Genomic DNA, 20716 nt, shown 5'->3' on the forward strand with positions numbered 1-20716 from the left:
CTAAAGGGCCGCCCGGGTGAACCCTTCCCCGACGCGCCGGTACCACGAGGGGGGCGGCACCGGTGACGCGGCCCCGCAGGCACCGCGAACGCCGCCGGGGAGCCGCCCGGCGTGGCCGGGCCGCAGCGGGCCGGAACGGCCGGTCCACGCCCCTGCCGGCCCCGCGTGGGGCGGGGCCGTCCCGGAGCGCCGGGCGCAGTGCGGCACAGGGCCGCCCGTGCCGCGCTGCGCCGAAGGCCCGGCCGGCCGGGTCAGGACTGGGAGCGCTCCTTGGTGGAGTCGCCCAGGGCGCTCTTGCCGGTGGCCTGGACGGCGTCGCGGACGGCGCCGGCCACCGCGCCGGAGACCTTCTCGTTGAAGACGCTGGGGATGATGTAGTTCGGGTTCAGCTCGTCCTCGCCGACCACATCGGCCAGGGCGCGGGCCGCCGCCAGCATCATCGAGTCGTCCACGGTGACGGACTGGGCGTCCAGCAGACCGCGGAAGACACCCGGGAAGACCAGCACGTTGTTGATCTGGTTCGGGAAGTCGGAGCGGCCGGTGGCCACGACGGCCGCGCTCTCGCGGGCCGCCGCCGGGTCCACCTCCGGGTCCGGGTTGGCGAGCGCGAAGACGATGGCGCCGTCGGCCATCTTGGCCACGTCGTCGCCGTCGAGCACGTTCGGGGCCGAGACGCCGATGAACACGTCGGCGCCGACCACGACCTCCTTGAGGGTGCCGGTGTGGCCCTCGGGGTTGGTGTTGTCGGCCACCCACCGCATGGGCGAGTTCTCGTCGGCCTCGGCGACGTCCTTGCGGCCGGAGTGGACGACGCCGTGGATGTCGGCGACCACGGCGTGCTTGACGCCGGCCTCCAGCAGCAGCTTGAGGATGGCGGTGCCGGCGGCGCCCGCACCGGACATCACGACGCGGATGTCCTCGATCCGCTTGTCGACCACGCGCAGCGCGTTGTAGAGCGCGGCGAGCACGACGATGGCGGTGCCGTGCTGGTCGTCGTGGAAGACGGGGATGTCGACGGCCTCCCGCAGCCGCGCCTCGATCTCGAAGCAGCGGGGCGCGGAGATGTCCTCCAGGTTGATCCCGGCGAAGCCGGGGGCGAGCGCCTTGACGATCTCGACGATGGCGTCGGTGTCCTGGGTGTCCAGGCAGATCGGCCAGGCGTCGATGCCGGCGAAGCGCTTGAAGAGGGCCGCCTTGCCCTCCATGACGGGCAGAGCGGCCTGCGGGCCGATGTTGCCCAGGCCCAGCACGGCGGAACCGTCGGTGACGACGGCGACGCTGTTGCGCTTGATCGTCAGGCGGCGCGCGTCCTCGGGGTGCTCGGCGATCTGCGTGCAGACGCGGGCGACGCCGGGCGTGTAGATCATCGAGAGGTCGTCGCGGTTGCGAATGGGGTGCTTGGACGACATCTCGATCTTGCCGCCGAGGTGCATCAGGAAGGTCCGGTCGGAGACCTTGCCGATCGTCACGCCCTCGATGGAGCGCAGCTTGCCCACGATCTCGTCGGCGTGTGCGGTGGAGCTGGCTGCGATCGTGACGTCGATCCGCAGCCGTTCGTGACCCGATGCGGTCACGTCGAGGCCGGTGACCGAGCCGCCAGACGACTCCACGACCGTGGTGAGCTGACTGACCGCCGTCCCGCCAGCGGGGACCTCCAGGCGGACCGTCATCGAGTAGGAGACGCTTGGCGCCATTGCCGACTTCCCTCTGCTTTCCCTTGTCGCGTTGTGCGCGTGTCCCCCCGCGCGACCGCGTTTTTTACGGCCAGCGGGGCGGCACGTCAACAGATCGTCCCACCTACCCCCCGGTACGCGGTAACGCCGCCCCCTCTTCGGAAATCGTATTCCACCATCCGAGAGGCTGTCACCCGTGCGAAACCCCCCACTCCTTCGCAGGAAAACCGCCATCAATCTCCCTAAAACGGAGCGAATCCGGCCTAAGATCGGCCCGCACACTGCCTCTGCATTTATGGGAGACCCGCAACATGGCTCAGGGCACGGTCAAGTGGTTCAACGCCGAGAAGGGCTACGGCTTCATCGCTCAGGAAGGCGGCGGTCCGGACGTCTTCGTGCACTACAGCTCGATCGACAGTGAGGGCTACCGCAGCCTCGAAGACTCCCAGCGCGTCGAGTTCGAGATCACCCAGGGCCGGAAAGGGCCCCAGGCCGACGGGGTCCGCGTGGTCGGCTGACCGCACGTCCCCCACACACGAAAGGGCTCCCACCGACCGGGTGGGAGCCCTTTCTCGTGACGTTCGATGACACCGACCCGCCAGCTCGCCTCGCGGCAAGTGGGCGCTCGAAGCGCCTATGGTTGGGCCCGGGGGCATGGATCGGGCCGGTGCCACATCCAGGCTAACAAACCACCCGCGCCAGGCATTCCCCCGCGCACGAGCCCGCCTCTCAGGGGCGGAGAAGGTCGGGCACCCCCTCCTCGTCGGGCAGGTCGGCGGCGGTGCCGAGCACCTCCAGACGCTGGGTGGCCCGGGTCAGCGCCACGTACAGGGTGCGCAGCCCGGCGGGGGACTCGTCGGCGATCTGGGCCGGGGAGACGACGAGCGTGGCGTCGTACTCCAGCCCCTTGGCCTCCAGGCTGCCGAGGGCCACGACCCGCTCCCCCAGCCCCGCCAGCCACTCCCGCGCCTCCTCGCGCCGCGCCATGGCGACGACGACGCCCACCGTGCCCTCCACCTCGTCCAGCAGCCGGGAGGCCGCCGCGCGGACGGACGCGCCCAGATCGTCACCGGCCACGGTGAAGCCCGGCCGCACGCCGGTGGAGCGCACGGCACGCGGCGGGGTGACCCCGGGCATGGCGAGCGCGAGGACCCGGTCGGCGAGCTGGGCCAGTTCGGCGGGGTTGCGGTAGTTGACGGTGAGTTCGAAACGGCGCCGGGGCCGCTTCCCCAGTGCCTCGTCCCGCGCGGCCTCGGCCTCGTCCGGATCGGTCCAGGAGGACTGCGCCGGGTCCCCCACGATCGTCCAGGTGGCGTGCCGGCCGCGCCGCCCCACCATGCGCCACTGCATGGGGCTGAGGTCCTGCGCCTCGTCGACGATGACGTGCGCGTACTCGGTGCGCTCGGAAGCGGCCCTCCAGCCCCCGGCCTCCCGGCGGGCGCCCGGGTCCCGGTCGGCGGCGGTGGTCAGCTCCTCCAGACCGGTGAGCTGGTCCAGCGGATCGGCCTCCCGCTTCCTGGGCCGCGCCGGCGCACCCAGCAGGCTGCGCAGCTCGTCCAGGAGGGCGATGTCGTGCACGGACAGCTCCCCCTCCCCGGCCGGGCCGAGCCGCGCGGCCAGGGCGCGGGCGAGGGTACGGGCCTCCTGGGGCCGCAGCACCCGCCTCGACCAGCGGGCGAGCCGGCTCTCGTCGGTCATCGCGCCCAGGACCTGGCGGGGGGTGAGCTCCGGCCACCAGGCGTCCAGGAAAGCCAGAAACTCCTCCTCGGTCGCGACGTCCTCGTCGAAACCGGCGCGGGCCTCGGCGGCCAGTTCCGGATCGTCGTAGCGGCGGCGGGCGCCGGCCTTCTCCCACAGGGCGTCGAGCAGCAGTCTGCGCGCGCGGGGCCGCATCAGATTGACGGGGGCGGTGCCGCCCAGGACCTGCTGGCGGACGGCGTCCAGTTCGGCGGCGTCCAGCTCCACACGGTTGCCGAACGCCACGACGCGGAGCCGGTCCGGCACCGGGGCGCGCAGTCCCACATCGAGCGCCCCGCGTGCGGCTTTGCGCAGCACCTTCACCATGCGCGCCGACCCCTTGATGCGGGCGACCCGCTGCTCGTCGTACGTGGTGGCCACCGCACCGGCCGTCTCCTCCGCGAGCGCGCCCAGTGCCCGGATGGCGACCTGCCCCTCCTCGCCCAGGGAGGGCAGCACCCCCTCCGTGTAGGAGACCAGCAGCGGGGTCGGCGAGACGATCAGGATGCCGCCCGCGTAACGGCGCCGGTCCTGGTACAGCAGGTACGCCGCCCGGTGCAGGGCCACAGCCGTCTTGCCGGTGCCGGGCCCGCCCTCGACCAGGGTGACGGAGGCGGCAGGGGCGCGGATCACCTCGTCCTGCTCCGCCTGGATGGAGGCGACGATGTCCCGCATGGTGTGGCCGCGCGCCTGCCCCAGGGCCGCCATCAGGGCACCGTCGCCGACCACGGCCAGCTCCTCGCCGTCCAGCCGGGCCTCCACCTCGGGGCGCAGCAGATCGTCCTCGACGCTGGTCACACGACGGCCCTTGCTGCGGATGACACGCCGGCGCACGACCCGGCCCGGGGCCACGGGCGTGGCCCGGTAGAAGGGGGCGGCGGCGGGAGCGCGCCAGTCGATGACCAGCGGCGCGTAGTCCGCGTCCAGGACACCGAGCCGGCCGATGTGCAGCGTCTCGGCGATCTCGGCCGACTTCCGGCCGCCGTCCTCCTCGCGCACCGCACCGTCGGCGGGCTCCACGGAGGTGTAGGCACCGTCGGGGCCGCGCTCGCCGGTCTTGCCCTCCAGCAGGTCGATCCGGCCGAAGAGGAAGTCCTCGAACTCGCTGTTGAGACGGTTGAGGTGGACACCGGCGCGGAAGACCTGCGCATCGCGTTCGGCCAGCGCCCCGGGCGTGCCGACCTGCGCCCGTTTGGAGGCGTCGTCCATGAGGAACTCCGCCTCGTGGATCTTCTCCTCCAGCCGCCGGTACACCCGGTCGAGGTGGTCTTGCTCCGCGCGGATCTCGCGGTCGCGGACGGTCTCTGGCTCCGCTGTGTGCTGCGCGTTCAACGCGGCGGCCCCCTTCTGCGTTCCTTAGGGCAGCCGTCAACCGTACGCGATTCCCCGCAGCGGGGCCCGCCCGACGGCCTCCTCGGCCCGGCGGCACACCCCCGCCCCACCTGGCACTAATCCGGCAGAACCCGTCACTCCTGCCCCTGGGGACCGACACGCCCCCCGCCTACGGTGTGAGCCGTCACCGCGTCGCGCGCCGCTTCCGCACCGTCCTTCCCGTGAGGCTCCCCCAATGCAATACGTCATGCCCCTCGTCATCGGCGTCCTCTACGCCCTGGTGATGTCCCTCCTGGCCGAGCCGCACCGGCTGCGCCTCAACGCCCTGATGGTCGGCGGCGCGGGTGCCGCCTATCTGAGCGGAGGCGGCATGGGCGGCTGGGAGTTCGCCTTCACCGTGCTCGCCACCTACGTGGCCTACCGGGGGCTGGAGTCGTGGACCTTCGTCGGCATCGGCTGGCTGCTGCACACCGCCTGGGACGTCGTCCACCACCTCAAGGGCAACCCGATCATCCCCTTCTTCCACGACTCCTCGTTCGGCTGCGCCCTGTGCGACCCGGTCATCGCCCTGTGGTGCTTCGCCGGCGGCCCCTCTCCTCGTGAACTGCTCCGTTCCCGCAACGGAGCGACGCGACTGCCCGTAACATCCCCCGCATGCACGCACGACGGGACGACGGCTACGAAATAGCAACCGACCCGCACCGCCTCGACCTCGACACGGTGCACCGGTGGCTGTCCGAGGACGCCTACTGGTCCCGGGGCCGCAGCCGGGCGAAGACCGAACAGGCCGTACGCGGCTCACTCAACTACGGCGTCTACGCCCCGGACGGCGCCCAGGCCGGCTACAGCCGGGTCATCACCGACAAGGCGACCTTCGCCTGGCTGTGCGACGTCTACATCGACCCCGCACAGCGCGGCCGGGGCCTGGGCAGCTGGCTGGCCACCACGATCCGCGACCACCTCACCACCTACCCCCTCACCCGCATCATGCTGGCCACCGCGGACGCGCACACCCTCTACGCCAAAGCCGGCTTCACCCCCGTCCCCGACCCCACCGAACTGATGCTGCTCCGCCCCGACCCGGCGCCCTGACCACCGGGACACTCGGCAGACGGGCTCAGTGCTGAACCGCCGGGCAGGTGCCGGTCTCCTCACCGATCGAGTTGATCTCGGCGTTCGGCCGCGGGTCCCCGGCGTAGTTCACCTGGTCGGTGCACCGCTCACCGGGCTTGTGCGGCGTCCCGGAACCGGCCTTCTCCGGCACAGGGCAGGTCCCCGACTCCTCACCGATCGAATTGATCTCGGCGTTCGACCGCGAATCCCCCGCATAGTTCGCTCACCGGACTTCTTCGCCGCCCCGGGAGCGGACTTCTGCACCGTCCCCGACTCGGGCTTCTCCGGCTTCTCCGACTTCTCCGAGGAAGAGGGGGAGTGCGGGGCGGAGGCGGAAGCGGAACGGGACGGCGCCGCGTTGTCACTGCCGGTGCCGTTGTCGCAGGCGGTGAGGGCCAGGCCGGCGGCCATGGCGACGAGGGCGATGACGGGGAACTTCCGAGCAGGCATTGGTCTCTCCTCATGGATGCCCGCTCGCGGCGAGCACACTGTTGTTGGTCATTGGGGGGAACCGGGCACCCCGCTGGACGACTGCGCGGGGCGCCCGGTGGCGGTCAGGAGCAGCTCTTGTAGAACTGCTGCCAGCCGTCGGTGGGCATGGCCGGCGGCTCGGCCCAGGTCCCGTACTCCCCGTACTTCTGCTTGGCCTCGGAGTCGAAGTCGCCGAGACCGCCACCCGGCTGGGACAGGCGCACGTCCCGGTCCATCTGGCCGTCACCGGCGTTGTTGAGGACGGCCAGGTCCGGGTAGGCGTCGTCGTTGTACTGGGCGACGGCCAGCTGCTTGACCTCGCCGCGGTCACCGATGTCGAAGTGGCGGGCGTTGTCGGAGGTCAGGTCGGTCCGGTTGAGCGGCCCCTGCCGGTACTCGGCCAGACGCGCCATGGAGGGGTCGTCCCCGCCGGACGGTTCGACGACGTTGACGACCAGGTCCAGGGTGCCGTCGTTCTCGAAGTCGGCGACAGCGGCGGACACGATCTCGCCCTTCTTGGCGCCGACGAGGCTCCGGACGGTGTGCTTCTTGCCGAACGAGCCGTCCGCGCCGCCCCACTGGACGGTCATCTCGGTGCCGGTGTGCCCGGGGTTGGTGATCTTGTCCTGGTGGCCGTCACCGTCCAGGTCACCGAGGAGCGTGGTGGCATCGGCCAGGCACACGGCAGGCGCGTCAGCGTTGGACGGCTCGGCGGCGGAGGCCTGATAACCGGCGTAGGACAGGGTCAGGGCAGCCGCGGCCAGCGGGGCGGCGATCCAGCGTGAGCGAGTGCGCAGCATGTGCGAGCACCTTTCCGTCGTAGTTGCCGGATGTGATGCCGGTGCCGCCTGATGAGTTCACCCGAGGTTTTCCGCGTGACAGGACCGTGACATACCGCCCCGACGTGCGGCGCACCCGCGCGGGATACGGAGGGGCGGGGTCTGCGGGGTGGTCGTTCCGGAACACTGAAGCGTGATTTTCGGACCGACCGTAAGAGCGCACACGCCGGTCGCGGGGTCCGGGGTCGGTCCGTAAATCATGCCGTTCCGGAACGACCACCCCGCAGACCCCGCCCCAGCCCCCAGGGAGAACCGCCCAGCGAGCGCCCCCTCAGCCGCGCACCCCGACCAGCCCGTCCCAGGCCCCCATGGCGGCGTCCACCACACCGAGCAGACTCTCCCGGCAGGCACCGTCGCGGGCCTGCACGGAAAGACCGAAGAGCACAGCCGCGTAGAACGCGGCGCAAGCGTCGAGGTCGGCACCGGAAGACACGTCTCCCTCGGCGACGCCGCGGGCCAACCGGTCGCGGAACCGCCGCTGGGTGCCGCACCGGGCGTCGGCCAACAGTTCCTGCACCCCCGCGTGTTCGGGCGTGCAGTTGGTGGCGGCGAGCACGATCATGCAGCCGGAAGGTTTGCCGGGCTCGGTGTAGCCGCAGGCGTTGCCGGCCAGCGCGCGGTGGATGCCCTCGCGCGCGGTGGCCGCCTCGTCGAGTGCGCGGGGCGTGAGGGCGCCTTCGGTGCGCATGTACAGATCGACCGCTTCGCGGAAGAGCTGCTCCTTGGAGCCGAAGGCGGCGTAGAGGCTGGGTGGTCTGATGCCCATGGCCTCGGTCAGTTCGGCGAGCGACGCCGCTTCGTAGCCGCGTCGCCAGAAGACGCACATGGCCTCCCGCAGGGCGGCGTCCCGGTCGAAGGCGCGAGGCCGTCCGCGTCCCGCCATCGCCGACCCCTTTCTTTAGCGAACGCTACTAAAAGCTCTTGACGCCCGAGGATACTCCTGTGTTACTTATTGAGCGCGCGCTACAAAAATCACTCACACCCAACGACAAGCGAGGCACCAGCCATGACGGCGACACCCACCACATCCCTCCCCCTGCTCGGCAAGGCAGCGCTGGTCACCGGCGGCAGCAGGGGAATCGGCGCGGCCACAGCCCGCAAGCTGGCGGCGGACGGCGCCGATGTCGCCCTCACCTACGTGTCCGGGGAGGGCCGGGCCAAGGAGGTCGCGGAGGACATCCGCGCCCTGGGCCGCCACGCGCTGGCGTTCCGTTCGGACAGCGCCTCGGCCACCGACCCGGCCGAGGCCGTCCACCACACGGCCCACGAGTTCGGCCGCTTCGACATCCTCGTGAACAACGCCGGCATCTTCCCCAGCAGCCCGCTGGCGGAGATCACCCTGGAGGACATCGACCGCACCCTCGCCGTCCACGTCCGCGCCGCACTGCTGGCCGCCCAGGCCGCCGCCGGCCATATGACGGAGGGCGGCAGCATCATCACCATCGGCAGCAACCTCGCCGAACGCGTGCCGGGCCCCGGCATGACGCTCTACGCGGCGTCCAAGGCGGCCCTCAACGGCCTCACCAGGGGACTGGCCCGAGATCTGGGCCCGCGCGGCATCACCGCCAACCTGGTGCAGCCCGGCCCGACGGACACCGACATGAACCCGGCGGACAGCGCCAAGGCCGACGGTCAGCGCGCGCTCACGGCGCTCGGCCGCTACAACACACCGGAACGCGTGGCCGCTCTGGTCGCCTTCCTGGCAGGCGAAGCGGGCGCCGGCTCGACGGGCGCGGTTTTCACCGTGGACAGCGGCGCCAACGCCTGAGCCCGCACGGCACCAGCACCAGCACCAGCACCAGCACCAGCACCAGCAGGATCACAACCAAGAACCCCAGCCGAGGATCACAACCGAGGCAGGTAATGCCGAGGACTGTCCCACTCATCGAGCGGCGGCAGATTGCGCGCGGGTGTCTCCACGAGGGGAGCGTGTGCGGGCCGCACACCCCGGGCACGCTCCCACCCGGCCCGGGCCCGGGGATGGTAACGACGCGACGGCGGCACCAGCTTCCACCCCAGATGGAGGAGCCGCCCCAGCCGCCGCAGCCGCCGCTCGTCCCGGACGGTCCACCGGTAGCCGAGGCGGTGCCGTACGGCGGCGGGGAAGAACCCCACGGTCAGCCAGAGGAACTGCCGCGCCACGACGCCCCGCACCAGCCGCCACACGGCGTCCGGCACCGGCAGGGCCGGCGGTTTGGCCAGTTCCGTCAGGTCGAGCACGTCCCGGGTGGGCTGGTTGTCCTCCAGCACGTGTGCCGTCATGTGCTCCCAGTAGGCCTGGAACTCGTCCCAGTCGGCCGGCACGGGGCGCATGCTCATCCCGTACAGCCGCCACCACTGCACGTGCTCGTCGAAGAGCTGCCGCTTCTGGGCGTCCGAGAGCCCGGGGCCCAGCCGGTCCGCGACCAGCAGGGTGAGCACGAAGAAGGTGGCGTGCGCCCAGTAGAACGTGTCGGGCTCCAGCGCGTGGTAGCGACGGCCGTGCCGGTCGGTGCCGGCGACGGTGCGGTGGTAGCCCCGCACCCGGCGCGCGGTCTCGACGGCGCGCGGCCCGTCGTAGACGACGCCGCCGATCGGGTACAGAGAACGGAACAGCCGCTGCCAGCGCTCTTCGAAGAACCGGGAGTGCTCGGCGACGCCCGCCCCCAGCTGCGGGTGCATGTTCTGCATGGCCCCGGCCCAGGGGGCGAGCAGCAGCGTGCGCCAGTCGCCGAAGAACTGCCAGGTCAGCGAGTCGGGCCCCAACGGTTCGGGGGCCGGTCGCGGAGTGTCCGGGTGTGGCGTGGGCATACGGGCAACGCTCCCTCCCCCGTTCACGCGGCACGGTCCGGGTTCCATGACAGCACGCCGCCCCGGACCGGGGAAGAACCGGCCGGAACCCGGTGGGAACACGACGAAGGCGAGGCTCCCACGCCATCGCGTGGGAGCCTCGCCTTCGTCGTACCAGTGGAGATGGCGGGAATCGAACCCGCGTCCAACGAAGTGGAAACAGGGCTTCTCCGAGCGCAGTCCGCTTCGATTTTCTCGGCCCCGGAGATCACGCGGACTAGTCTCCGACGGGCCCAGTCACTGTGTGATGTCCCGGCAGGCCCCGTGACCGGGCCTACGCGGTGAGTTCCCTTAGCTGATGCCAGGAACCGGGGCGGGAACTACCCCGGGCTGACACTTCGCAGGTCGCTGCTCAGGCAGCGAGGGCGAAGGAATCGCGCTTCTGATTGGCGATTATTTTTTTGCGGCACGTGGTTAACGAGATCATTGCCGCGTTCCTCGGCTCGCTTCCCCTGCTTCGACGTTCGCTGTCGAAACCGATCATCCCCATGTTGAGTTGAGAAACCCCGCCCCCGCGTGGAGGGCTCTGCCATGGTACCCAACCCATGGACATCAGTGCCAACGGTTTCACCCGGGCGAATATTCCGGCGGCGAGCCGGAAGCCGCGCCACACAACGCAAGCCACCCCTCACCCCACGTGACCCGCACACAACCACCCCCACGTGACCCGCACACAACGCACGACAAAGCGGCCCCGCCGGACCAGACGCGGGCCGGCCGGACCAGGCCGGCCGGGAGGGGGCGGCAGGGGGTCACCCCATGCGACTGCGCTGCCGCCGCCGGGCCGCGGACATCGCGCGCTCGGCCTCGCGGCGGTCCTGCTTCTCCCGGAGCGTCTGCCGCTTGTCGTACTCCTTCTTTCCCTTGGCGAGCGCGATCTCGACCTTCGCCCGCCCCCGGTAGAAGTACAGCTGGAGGGGGACGAGGGTGAGACCCGTCTCCTGGAGCTTGCCGGTCAGCTTGTCGATCTCCGCACGGTGCAGCAGCAGCTTCCGCTTGCGGCGGGCGGCGTGGTTGGTCCACGTGCCCTGCGCGTACTCCGGGATGTGCACGTTGTGCAGCCAGACCTCGCCGCCGTCGATCTGGGCGAAGCCGTCGACAAGGGAGGCGCGGCCCTGGCGCAGGGACTTGACCTCGGTGCCCGTCAGCGCGATGCCGCACTCGTAGGTGTCGAGCACCAGGTAGTCGTGGCGCGCCTTCTTGTTCTGCGCGACGAGCTTCCGGGCGTCCTTGTCGTCCTTGGCCTTCGCCTTGGTCCGAGTCGTCTTCATCTTCGCCATAGCCAGGCCATTCTCCCACTAGGACCGGGCTTCGAGGCCACTCAATACTTTCCTGGCCCGGGCCAGCGACTCGCCGGTGCCGCTGACGGGGAGGTCGGGGGCGATACCGCGCCCCTCCACGTGGCGACCTGACGGAGTCGAGTAATGACCGACCGTCAGCTCGGCGACGGAACCGTCCGGCTGGGGCCGGGGCATCTGCACGGACCCCTTGCCGAAGGTGCGGGAGCCGACGACGACGGCGCGGCCCCGGTCCTGGAGCGCGCCGGCCAGCAGTTCGGCGGCGCTCATGGTGCCGCCGTCCACGAGGACGACGACGGGGCGCCGTTCCACGCCGGAACCGCCGCGGGGGTCGCGGTCGGCGTACAGGGCGCGCTGGGTGCCGTGGTCGTCGTAGGTGGCGACCAGACCGCCGTCGAGGAAGGCGGAGGCGGTGGTGACGGCTTCCTCGACCAGTCCGCCGGCGTTGCCCCGCAGATCGAGGAGGATGCCGCCGTCCTCGGGGACGCGGCTACGCAGGGCCTCGCGCACCTGTTCTCCCGAGCCGCGGGTGAAGGAGCCGACCTTGATGCGGGTGACGTCGTCGTCCAGCCGCTGCACCCGCACGGGTTCGGTGCTCAGCCGCTCGCGGCGCAGGGTGCGCACGAGGGTCTTCCCGTCGCGGGTGAGGCGGAGGGTGACATCGGTGCCGGGGGCGGCGGCGCCGCCCGGTGCGTCGGGGTCGGAGCCGCGCAGCAGGGCGACGACGGCGGTGACGGGCCGGCCGGTCACCTTGTGCCCGTCCACCGTGCGCAGCCGGTCGCCGGCGCGGACCCCGGCGCGGTCGGCGGGGCTGCCGGACCGTACCCGGTCGACCGTGACGGCCGGGCCGTGGCCGGCCCGGCGGGCGGCACCCTCGGCGTTCCGCGCGGCGGACCTGGCCTGTCGTACGGAGATGCCCACGCCGACGTAGCTGCCGTCGAGGGCCTGCCGCAGTCCTTCGTACTCGCGGGCGGTGTAGGCCGCGGACCAGCGGTCGCCGCTGCGGCTGACGGTGAGCTCGGCGAGGTCGGCGCCGCGGGCCCGGGCCTCGCGCGGGTCGCGGGGGGTGTTCTTGCCGTCGTCGGTGGCGGCGTCACCGACGGGGGCGCCGCGGCCGGTACCGCCGTGGGCGGCGGACCCGGGGGCGACGGAGCCGAGGGCGGTCGGTTCGCCGCCGAGGGCTCCGGTGGCCGCGCCGGTCGCCAGTACGCCGGCGAAGACCACCGTCAGGGCCCCGCGCCGCGACCGGCGCGGGCGCGTGTCGAGGAACCACGAGCCTGGCATGGTCCGGAGTGTAGGACAGCGGGGGGCGCCGCACGGACGGTTGCGGCCACGGCCCCCCGCGTCCTGTGTCACACCTTCAGGTACTTGCGCAACGTGATGAACGCTGCTGCCGCGGGCATCAGCACCCCCACGGCGATGATGAGCGGCAGCACCTTGATCAGGGCGTCCCAGCCGACGAAATTGATCAGCGAGATGCGTTCCTGGAGCCAGTTGTTGATCAGGAAGTACTTGCCGAGGATCAGCAGTACGCAGGCGAAACCGGCGCCGATCAGGCCGGCGATGGCCGCCTCCAGGATGAACGGCATCTGGATGTAGAAGCTGGAGGCGCCCACCAGCCGCATGATCCCGGTCTCGCGGCGCCTGCTGAACGCGGACACCCGCACGGTGTTGACGATCAGCAGCAGCGCCACCACCAGCATCAGCGTCATCACGCACAGGGCCGCGATGTTCATACCGTTCAGCAGGTTGAAGAGCGGGTCGAGCAGGCCGCGCTGGTCCTGGACCTCCTGGACGCCCTGCCGGCCGGAGAACGCCGTCTGGAGCACCCGGTACTTCGTCGGGTCCTTGAGCTTGACCCGGTAGGACTCCTGCATCTGGTCAGGCGTCAGCGAGTCGGCCAGCGGCGACTCCTTGAAGTCCTTCTTGTAGCGGTTGTACGCCTCGTCGGCGGACTCGTGGTAGACCTTCTCGACGACCTCGAGCTTCTCCAGGTCGCTCTTGATCTCCCGCTTCTGCTGCGCGGTCACGGCCCCCTTGTCGCAGTTGGGGTCCGAGGTCGCGTCGTTCTTGTTGCACAGGTAGATGGAGACCTGGACCTTGTCGTACCAGTACCCCTTCATCGTGCTCACCTGCTCGCGCGCGAGCAGGGAACCGCCCGCGAGTGCCAGCGACAGGGCGACGGAGACGATCACCGCGAACGTCATCGTGAGATTGCGACGGAGACCGACGCTGATCTCCGACAGTACGAACTGGGCGCGCATGGCGTCCTTTCCTCAGTGCTGGTATCCGTAGACGCCGCGCGACTGGTCACGCACCAGGCGGCCCTGCTCCAGTTCGACCACGCGCTTGCGCATCTGGTCGACGATCTGCTGGTCGTGGGTGGCCATCACGACCGTGGTGCCGGTGCGGTTGATGCGGTCGAGCAACTTCATGATGCCGACGGATGTCTGCGGGTCCAGGTTGCCGGTCGGCTCGTCGGCGATCAGCAGCATGGGCCGGTTGGCGAAGGCCCGCGCGATGGCCACGCGCTGCTGCTCACCACCCGACAGCTCGCCGGGCATCCGGTCCTCCTTGCCGCCCAGGCCGACCAGGTCGAGGACCTCCGGCACCGTCTTGCGGATCTGCCCGCGGGGCTTGCCGATGACCTCCAGCGCGAACGCCACGTTCTCGCCGACGGTCTTGTTGGTCAGCAGCCGGAAGTCCTGGAAGACGGTGCCGAGCTGGCGCCGCATGTGCGGCACCTTCCAGTTCGAGAGCCGGGCCAGGTCCTTGCCGAGCACGTGCACCTGACCGGAACTGGCGCGCTCCTCGCGCAGGATCAGCCGCAGGAAGGTGGACTTGCCGGACCCCGAGGAGCCCACCAGGAAGACGAACTCGCCGCGCTCGATCTCCAGCGACACGTCGCGGAGCGCCGGGCGGTTCTGCTTGGGATAGGACTTGGAGACGCTGTCGAATCGGATCACGGATACACCACGTCGGCCTGGGTAGGGGCAACGGAAGCCGCGGTGCGGCCCCCTGGGACACCTCCGGCGTCAGCTGGGGGTGCGGTGTGGGCGACCATACGCGAAGCGTGGCGTGCCGCGCACGCTGCACCCGCAAATGCGGCGCCCGGCCGGGGCCCGGGTGTCCGCCCGCGCGCCCGCCGTCCGTGTACCACCTGCTCGTTTCTGCGGAAGCCGCCCTCACCTGGCAGAGTGGAGTGGAGGACCCATGGGGAACGAATCACGCACGGGTGGCGTTGGCGCGACGGGAGAGGAGTTCGCATGACATGCGACCGACTGGTGTGTGCCAACTGCGCGGGGCCCGTGAGTGAGGGCCGCTGCTCGGTGTGCCGCGCCCACCGTGAGCGCCTGCACCGGGAATCCCCGTTCGCCCACCTCTCCCCCACCGCGCTGATCGCCCTGCTGGCCACGCTGATAGCGGTGGCGCTGGTGGCACAGCGGGTGGCCACGGCGTAACTGTCCGGCACCGGGCTGCGGGTCGGCCGTAGCGGACGGCCGGAAGTGCCGCGGGGCCGGCGCCGGGGACCGGCCTCCGGGAGCCCGCGGATGGGCGACGCGCAAGGGCGACACACGACACCACAACGACGACGTGCCGGGTCCGGCGGTGGGAACCGCCGGACCCGGCACGTGCGTGTGGTGCGCGTGAGGCGCGCGACCGCCGGGTGCTTACGCAGCCGTGCGGCGCGAGACCAGCCGCGGCATCAGCCGGAAGCCGACACCACCGGCGATCATCGTCGCGGCGCCCACCAGCAGGAAGGTGGTCTCGGCCGAACCGGTCTCGGCCAGTTCGTCCTTCGGGGCCGCGGGCTTGCTGTCCTGGACCGGCTGGCTGCCGGCGCTGTCCGGGTTGGCGCCGCCGCCCTGGCAGTTGACGTTGTCGCCGTTCAGCTCGCAGGTGTCGTCGTCGCCGCCGGAGCCGCCGATGGTCGCCGGCTCCTCGCCGCCGCCACCGTTGCCGTTGCCTCCGTTGCCGCCGTTACCACCGTTGCCGTTGCCGCCGTGGCCGTTGCCGCCACCGTGGTCACCGCCACCGCCGTGGTCGCCGCCACCGCCGTTGCCGTTGCCACCGTTGCCGGGACCGCCGTTGCCCGGCCCGCCGTTACCGGGGCCGCCATTGCCGGGACCGCCGTTGCCCGGGCCGCCGTTGTCGCCGGGGCCGCCGTCGTCGCCACCGGAGACGGTGCCGCCGATGCCGTTGTCCTCGCCGCCGATGCCGCCGTCGTCACCGCCGGAATCACCGCCGGAGTCGCCACCGGAGTCACCGCCGCTGTCACCGCCGCCGATCAGGCCGCCGATGATGCCGCCGATGACACCGCCGTTGTCCCCGCCACCCGAACCGCCGGAGCTCTCACTCAGCCCCGCGGCCTGCGCGGCACCAGCGGCGGTCAGCGTGGCGCCGGCCGCGAACACGGCCGCAGCGGCAACGCGCGCGACCCGCAGCCGCGTCTTCGATTTGCTCATGTTCCAACTACCCCCAGTAGCTGTACTCGTCCATGGGGCAGCTGCGCCGCGGAGCGCGACCCGCACCGGGCGTCCATCGAGGCGTTCTGTTTCCCCACCCCGGGCGCCATCGTTCTGCCAGCGGGGCGCTCTCTTAGCCCCGTCCGTGCGCCCCTGACACAGGCATGCCGAGCGAACAGCTTTCCCCAGCCTTCACACGCCCGTCAAGCGAAGAAGGGGTGAACGAGCTGACGGGGTGTCAGTCCTGGGCCTGTTCCTGCTGCTTGCGCCAGCGGATACCGGCCTCCAGGAAGCCGTCGATGTCACCGTCGAGCACCGCCTGAGGGTTGCCGACCTCGTGCTCGGTGCGCAGGTCCTTGACCATCTGGTACGGGTGCAGCACGTACGAACGCATCTGGCTGCCCCAGGAGTTGCCGCCGTCGCCCTTGAGGGCGTCCATCTTGGCCTGCTCCTCCTGGCGGCGGTGGGCCAGCAGCCGGGCCTGCATGACACGCATGGCGGCGGCGCGGTTCTGGATCTGCGACTTCTCGTTCTGGCAGGAGACGACGATGCCGGTGGGAAGGTGCGTCATCCGGACCGCCGAGTCGGTGGTGTTGACCGACTGGCCGCCCGGACCGGAGGAGCGGAACACATCGATCCGCAGCTCGTTCTCCGGGATGTCGATGTGGTCCACCTGCTCGACGACGGGCAGCACCTCGACCCCGGCGAACGAGGTCTGGCGGCGGCCCTGGTTGTCGAACGGGGAGATGCGCACCATCCGGTGGGTGCCCTGCTCGACGGAGAGCGTGCCGTAGGCGTACGGCGCCTTCACCGTGAAGGTCGCGGACTTGATGCCCGCCTCCTCCGCGTACGAGGTGTCGAACACCTCGGTCGGGTAGCCGCGCCGCTCGGCCCAGCGCAGATACATCCGCATCAGCTGCTCGGCGAAGTCGGCCGCGTCCACGCCGCCGGCCTCCGCACGGACGCTGACGACCGCCTCACGCGGGTCGTACTCGCCCGACAGCAGGGTGCGGACCTCCAGCTCGTCCACCGTCTTGCGGACGGCCGCCAGCTCGTTCTCCGCCTCGGCCCGCGCGTCCGCGTCGTCCTCGCTCTCGGCCAGCTCGAAGAGCACCCCGACGTCGTCGATCCGCCCGCGCAGCTCCTCGACCTTCCGCAGCTGCCCCTGGAGGTAGGACAGCCGGCTGGTCACCTGCTGCGCACGGTCGACGTCGTCCCACAGGTCCGGAGCCGCCGCCTGCTCCTCCAGCGCGGCGATGTCGGACCGCATCTTGTCCAGGTCAAGGACGGCCTCGATCGACTCCATGGTGGAGGAGAGGGCCTTCAGCTCTTCGGATACATCGACGACTGCCACGCTCCCCACCCTAACCGCAAGCCGCCACCCGGGGCCCTAGCCCACTTGGGCGTCACGCTCCGCGCTGTGGCGTGCGGTCAGCGTGGTCACCAGGACGTCGCGGCGGGCCGGTCGGGTGCCGTCCGCCGGGCGCACGGGGTCCACCTCGTGCAGGGTGGCCCGGTCGTCGCCCAGCAGGAGGGTGCCGCGCTCGTGCAGCGTGGTGCTCAGCAGGCGGGTGCCGTCCGGGGTCCAGACGGTGCTCCGGCCGCCGACCGCGTTCTCCCTGCCGATCAGCAGGGAGGTCACCAGCGTCACCCCGTCCCGGTGCCGGCCCTCGGGCGTCGGCCGGCCCTCGGTGTCCGCGGAGGCGATCACCCGGAAGGGGTGCACCTTCACGCTCCACTCGTCGGCGTCCTCCAGACATGCCGCGATCTGGCCGAGTGTCCTGGTCAGCGCCTTGAAGAGGGGGTCGGCCACGAAAGCGTCGGTCAAGGGCGCGAAGTGACGGTCCTCACCCACGTGCAGTGGGTTGGTCTCGCCGGGCTGGACGAACGCCACGTGCGGCATCGGCCGCAGCGACCCGGTGCGGTGCAGGACGAAGTGCCCGTACCGGCGCAGCCGGCGGCTGCCCTGGCGGGCCGCGTAGCCGTCCTCCTCCAGGTCGTCCCAGTGACCGGCGAAACGACGCCAGTCCGCCTGCTCGGCGCCCACACAGCGCGAGACGGCGGCCGGCCGCATCAGATGGGTCCGCTCGGCGAGCAGCGCCTGGCGGGCCTCGGCGACCTCACCCGCGCTCCGCACCGTCTGGACGCCCGCTATGTCCTCCATGCCGCCATCGTCCTACGCGCCGGCCGGGTCCGCATCCGGGCTCTCGGCCCCCGCTCCCGCCGGAATGGGGGCCGGCGCCGGCTGGAGCGGGGTGCGGAGCGCGGAGGCGCCGGTACGCCACGCCGCCAGCAGCGCGTCACCGAGCCGGTCCTCCAGGAAGACGGTGGCCTGCGCACCGAACGCGATCTGCGGCTCCAGTTCCGGTTCGTCCTCCAGCAGCCCGCCGATCACGTCGCGGCGCACCACCTGTTCGTGCACCGCGTCGGCCTCCACGTGCTCGTCGTAGAACCGCTCCGCCGCCGCTCCCGCCTCCAGGCGGCGCATCGCGGCGGCCAGCCGGCGCGAGCCGGGCGAGGAGGTGACCTCCACACAGGCGAAATGCCCCACGAGCGCGCCGCGCAGCGCCCTGTGCAGGCCGAACAGCGACATCAGGTTGACCAGCGCCAGGGCCTCGCCCGGTGCCGCGTCCAGATAGCGGCCGTAGGTGTCGTCCAGGTCGAGGTCGCGCATCAGGTCCGCGAACAGCCGGGCGTGCACGTTCTCCGCCCGCCCCGCGCCGAACTCGTCGTACTCGACGGCGACCATCGCCGCCTTCGCCCGGCCCGTCAGCCGCGGAATCACCCACGCGTGCGGGTCGGCCTCCTTGAGGTGGTAGAGGGAGCGCAGCGCCGCGTACTCGCGAAGCTGCCAGCGCTCCCCGTGGTGCTGGAGGTGGTGGGCGACCCCGCCCTCCTCACCGGCCGGCTCCACCGGCTCCACCAGCAGTTCGCCGAAGACCTCCGCCACGGAGCGGCCGGCCGGCAGGTCGTGGCGGAGCGCCGCGAGGAAGCGGTCCTCCAGCACCGCGCGCACCCGCAGCAGCCGCGGGTCCCACTCCCGCTCGCCGGGCACACCCGCGAAGCCCCGGTAGTGCAGTTCGTACAGCACGTACAGGGCCAGGTGCAGATCCTCGCCGTACGGGTCGGCCGTCGCGGCCCGCACGGACAGCAGCTCGGGGTCGGCGGGCGGGCCCGTCGTGGCCAGCGTCTCCAGGACGCCCGCGGACAGGGGGCCGCGGGCCTCGGGCAGGGCGGGGCCGCCGGACGCCGGGTGCTGCGGGGCCGTCGCCGCCCGGCCGGCCGGGGCCGTGGTCGCCGTCCTCATGGTCGCCGTCATGGTGCGCTCCCGTCGTGCAGGCTCTCCTCGGGCCCCGGGCGCCGGCGCGTGTCGTCGGGGCCCGCGCCGTCCGCGCCGGGCGGGGACGCGGGCCCGGACGGCACGCCCGTCACACCGGGCCGGCCGCCGGGCGGCGGTCGGCCCTCCGGGTACCCGCACCCACGCGCGGGCAACGGGCCCGTTCCGGTGCACTCGGGAGCGGGGCCCGGGACGGTCCCGGACTCGGTCGCCGTCAGCTGCGCGGCATCGGTGTGCTGTGGGCGGCGGGGTGCGGGGCCGTCGCGGTCTGTGTGGGGGCCGGGGCCGGGAGCGAGCCCGTTTCGGGGTCGTCCTGCGAGGTGGCCAGCCAGCCGCCGACCGCGAGGGCGACGGCCACCAGCGCCGCGGCCACGCCTATTTTGAGCCGGCGGCGGCGCTCGGCCATCCGGTGCCGGGCCGATCCGGCGCGGGCCTCGCCCACCGCGCGGGGGGCCCGCGCGGTGCCGTGCGCTCCTCCGGCCAGTTCGTCGGCGCCGGGCACGCGCATGCTGGTGTGGGTGTCCCGGTTCGCGTCGGGGCCGACCCGCGAATGGACCAGCGGTACGGCGCCGCCGCCCGCCGGCAGCACGGCTGCCTCCGCCTCCTGGTCCCGGTGCGCCCCCGCCGTCCCGTCCGCGCCGTCGCCGGTGTCCGGGCCCTCGGCGTAGCCGTCGTCCGACTGCTCGTCGATGTCGAGGGCCGGCAGCCCCTCCAGTGCGGGCAGCAGCTCGCGCAGCCGGGTGGCCAGCTCCGCGGCCCGCAGCCGGGAGGCGGGCGCCTTGGCGAGGCACTGGTGGATGAGCTGCCACAGTTCGTCGGGGATGCCGGGCAGGGGCGCCACCGATTCGGTGACGTGCCGCCGCAGCACCGCGCCGGGATGTCCGCCCCCGAAGGGGGTGAACCCGGCGAGCAGCTCGTAGAGCACGGTGGCCAGCGCGTAGATGTCCACCGCCGCGCGGGGCGGCAGCCCTTCGACGATCTCCGGTGCCAGATAGTCCGGGGTGCCGATGATCGAGGTGGCGCGGGTGCGGCTGGGCGAGTCGATGAGCTTGGCGACGCCGAAGTCCGTCAGCAGCGCGGGCGGGGCGCCGCCCGGGCCCTCCATGGCCAGCGCGTCGAGCAGGACGTTCTCCGGTTTCACGTCGCGGTGCACCAGCCCCGCGGCGTGCGCGGCGGCGAGGGCGTCCGCGACGTCGGCGGCGATGGCGACCGCGGCCTCCGGGGCGAGGCGGCGGTCCCGCTCCAGGCGGGTGCGCAGGTCGGTGCCGCGCACCAGGTCCATGACGAGGGCCAGTTCGTTGCCGTCCACCACCAGGTCGCGGACGCCGACGACGCGCGGGTGGTCCAGGTGCAGCAGGGCGCTGCGTTCCTGCACGAAGCGCTCCACCAGGTCCTGGTCGGCGGCGAGGTCCTCGCGCAGCAGCTTGATGGCGACCGGACCCTCCGGTCCGTCGCCGAGCCACACCGTTCCGGCGCTGCCGCGCCCGAGGATCTGGTGTGCCGTGTAGCGACTGCCGATCTTCCGTGCCATGGCGACAAAACTACGCGGCGGGGCCGGGGTTGGGAGCCCCGGATGCCGTCAACAGTCACTTCTGCGGGGGAAATCCCCCTTTGGAAGTCG

20 protein-coding genes and 1 other RNA gene are annotated in these 20716 nt (G+C 72.0%); 5 read left to right on the plus strand and 16 right to left on the minus strand.

What is annotated here, in order from left to right:
• Positions 1–251: 251 nt before the first annotated feature.
• Positions 252–1694: an NAD-dependent malic enzyme gene (locus IO40_RS0120595; RefSeq protein WP_016469245.1), complete on the minus strand. Its 1443-nt coding sequence runs from the start codon at positions 1692–1694 to the stop codon at positions 252–254.
• A 290-nt stretch (positions 1695–1984) separates the two neighbouring features.
• Here IO40_RS0120595 and IO40_RS0120600 point away from each other — a divergent pair, with 290 nt between their 5' ends.
• Positions 1985–2191: a cold-shock protein gene (locus IO40_RS0120600; RefSeq protein ID WP_016469246.1), complete on the plus strand. Its 207-nt coding sequence runs from the start codon at positions 1985–1987 to the stop codon at positions 2189–2191.
• 211 nt (positions 2192–2402) lie between these two features.
• Here IO40_RS0120600 and IO40_RS0120605 read toward each other — a convergent pair whose 3' ends face one another.
• Entirely contained in the window at positions 2403–4742 is a 2340-nt protein-coding gene (locus IO40_RS0120605; protein ID WP_030407177.1) for a HelD family protein, read from the minus strand.
• 235 nt (positions 4743–4977) lie between these two features.
• Here IO40_RS0120605 and IO40_RS0120610 point away from each other — a divergent pair, with 235 nt between their 5' ends.
• A complete protein-coding gene (locus IO40_RS0120610; RefSeq protein ID WP_016469249.1) occupies positions 4978–5430 on the plus strand; it encodes a DUF6010 family protein in 453 nt (150 codons plus the stop codon).
• On the plus strand, positions 5397–5834 hold the full coding sequence (locus tag IO40_RS0120615; protein WP_031175892.1) for a GNAT family N-acetyltransferase: 438 nt from the start codon (positions 5397–5399) through the stop codon (positions 5832–5834). The genes IO40_RS0120610 and IO40_RS0120615 overlap by 34 nt, the downstream gene beginning before the upstream one ends.
• A 25-nt stretch (positions 5835–5859) precedes the next feature.
• Here the strand turns inward: IO40_RS0120615 and IO40_RS38890 are convergent, their stop codons facing one another.
• From IO40_RS38890 to IO40_RS0120630, 3 genes are all read right to left on the minus strand, one after another.
• The gene (locus IO40_RS38890) at positions 5860–6006 is read right to left on the minus strand and encodes a hypothetical protein (RefSeq protein WP_244190324.1); all 147 of its coding nucleotides are present in this window, start codon (positions 6004–6006) and stop codon (positions 5860–5862) included.
• Positions 6007–6409: 403 nt separating this feature from the next.
• Complete coding sequence (locus tag IO40_RS0120625) at positions 6410–7126, minus strand: FG-GAP repeat domain-containing protein (RefSeq protein WP_016469252.1); 717 nt, start codon at positions 7124–7126, stop codon at positions 6410–6412.
• Between the two features lie 310 nt (positions 7127–7436).
• Positions 7437–8048 carry a TetR/AcrR family transcriptional regulator gene (locus tag IO40_RS0120630; RefSeq protein WP_016469253.1) on the minus strand — a complete coding sequence of 204 codons (612 nt, stop codon included), beginning with the start codon at positions 8046–8048 and terminating at the stop codon, positions 7437–7439.
• Positions 8049–8171: 123 nt separating this feature from the next.
• Here IO40_RS0120630 and IO40_RS0120635 point away from each other — a divergent pair, with 123 nt between their 5' ends.
• On the plus strand, positions 8172–8933 hold the full coding sequence (locus IO40_RS0120635; protein ID WP_016469254.1) for an SDR family NAD(P)-dependent oxidoreductase: 762 nt from the start codon (positions 8172–8174) through the stop codon (positions 8931–8933).
• Positions 8934–9010: 77 nt separating this feature from the next.
• Here the strand turns inward: IO40_RS0120635 and IO40_RS0120640 are convergent, their stop codons facing one another.
• The 6 genes from IO40_RS0120640 to ftsE form a co-directional block, all read right to left on the minus strand.
• Positions 9011–9955, minus strand: coding sequence for an oxygenase MpaB family protein (locus IO40_RS0120640; RefSeq protein WP_016469255.1), 945 nt, complete (start codon positions 9953–9955; stop codon positions 9011–9013).
• Between the two features lie 154 nt (positions 9956–10109).
• Positions 10110–10482, minus strand: a transfer-messenger RNA (tmRNA) gene (gene ssrA, locus IO40_RS35320).
• Positions 10483–10746: 264 nt separating this feature from the next.
• The gene (gene smpB / locus IO40_RS0120645; RefSeq protein WP_030407173.1) at positions 10747–11265 is read right to left on the minus strand and encodes an SsrA-binding protein SmpB; all 519 of its coding nucleotides are present in this window, start codon (positions 11263–11265) and stop codon (positions 10747–10749) included.
• Between the two features lie 27 nt (positions 11266–11292).
• On the minus strand, positions 11293–12576 hold the full coding sequence (locus IO40_RS0120650; RefSeq protein WP_016469257.1) for a S41 family peptidase: 1284 nt from the start codon (positions 12574–12576) through the stop codon (positions 11293–11295).
• Between the two features lie 68 nt (positions 12577–12644).
• Positions 12645–13556, minus strand: a complete 912-nt coding sequence (gene ftsX / locus IO40_RS0120655; RefSeq protein WP_016469258.1) for a permease-like cell division protein FtsX — start codon at positions 13554–13556, stop codon at positions 12645–12647.
• A gap of 12 nt (positions 13557–13568) precedes the next feature.
• Positions 13569–14258, minus strand: a complete 690-nt coding sequence (gene ftsE, locus IO40_RS0120660) for a cell division ATP-binding protein FtsE (protein ID WP_016469259.1) — start codon at positions 14256–14258, stop codon at positions 13569–13571.
• 300 nt (positions 14259–14558) lie between these two features.
• Between ftsE and IO40_RS0120665 the strand changes: the two genes are divergently transcribed.
• Positions 14559–14753, plus strand: coding sequence for a hypothetical protein (locus IO40_RS0120665; RefSeq protein WP_016469260.1), 195 nt, complete (start codon positions 14559–14561; stop codon positions 14751–14753).
• A gap of 210 nt (positions 14754–14963) precedes the next feature.
• Here the strand turns inward: IO40_RS0120665 and IO40_RS0120670 are convergent, their stop codons facing one another.
• The 5 genes from IO40_RS0120670 to IO40_RS0120690 all read right to left on the minus strand — a co-directional run bounded on the left by IO40_RS0120670 (position 14964) and on the right by IO40_RS0120690 (position 20626).
• Positions 14964–15758 (minus strand): LPXTG cell wall anchor domain-containing protein, encoded by a 795-nt coding sequence (locus IO40_RS0120670; protein WP_031029662.1) that lies wholly within the window; start codon positions 15756–15758, stop codon positions 14964–14966.
• 238 nt (positions 15759–15996) lie between these two features.
• Positions 15997–17112: a peptide chain release factor 2 gene (prfB, locus tag IO40_RS0120675; RefSeq protein WP_016469262.1), complete on the minus strand. Its 1116-nt coding sequence runs from the start codon at positions 17110–17112 to the stop codon at positions 15997–15999.
• 36 nt (positions 17113–17148) lie between these two features.
• A complete protein-coding gene (locus tag IO40_RS0120680) occupies positions 17149–17922 on the minus strand; it encodes a 2OG-Fe dioxygenase family protein (RefSeq protein WP_016469263.1) in 774 nt (257 codons plus the stop codon).
• A gap of 12 nt (positions 17923–17934) precedes the next feature.
• Positions 17935–19077: an iron-containing redox enzyme family protein gene (locus tag IO40_RS0120685; RefSeq protein ID WP_016469264.1), complete on the minus strand. Its 1143-nt coding sequence runs from the start codon at positions 19075–19077 to the stop codon at positions 17935–17937.
• Positions 19078–19309: 232 nt separating this feature from the next.
• A complete protein-coding gene (locus IO40_RS0120690) occupies positions 19310–20626 on the minus strand; it encodes a serine/threonine-protein kinase (protein ID WP_031175893.1) in 1317 nt (438 codons plus the stop codon).
• Between the last annotated feature and the right edge of the window lie 90 nt (positions 20627–20716).

Origin of the sequence: Streptomyces albus subsp. albus (genome assembly GCF_000725885.1) — a bacterium.
GTDB lineage: Bacteria > Actinomycetota > Actinomycetes > Streptomycetales > Streptomycetaceae > Streptomyces > Streptomyces albus.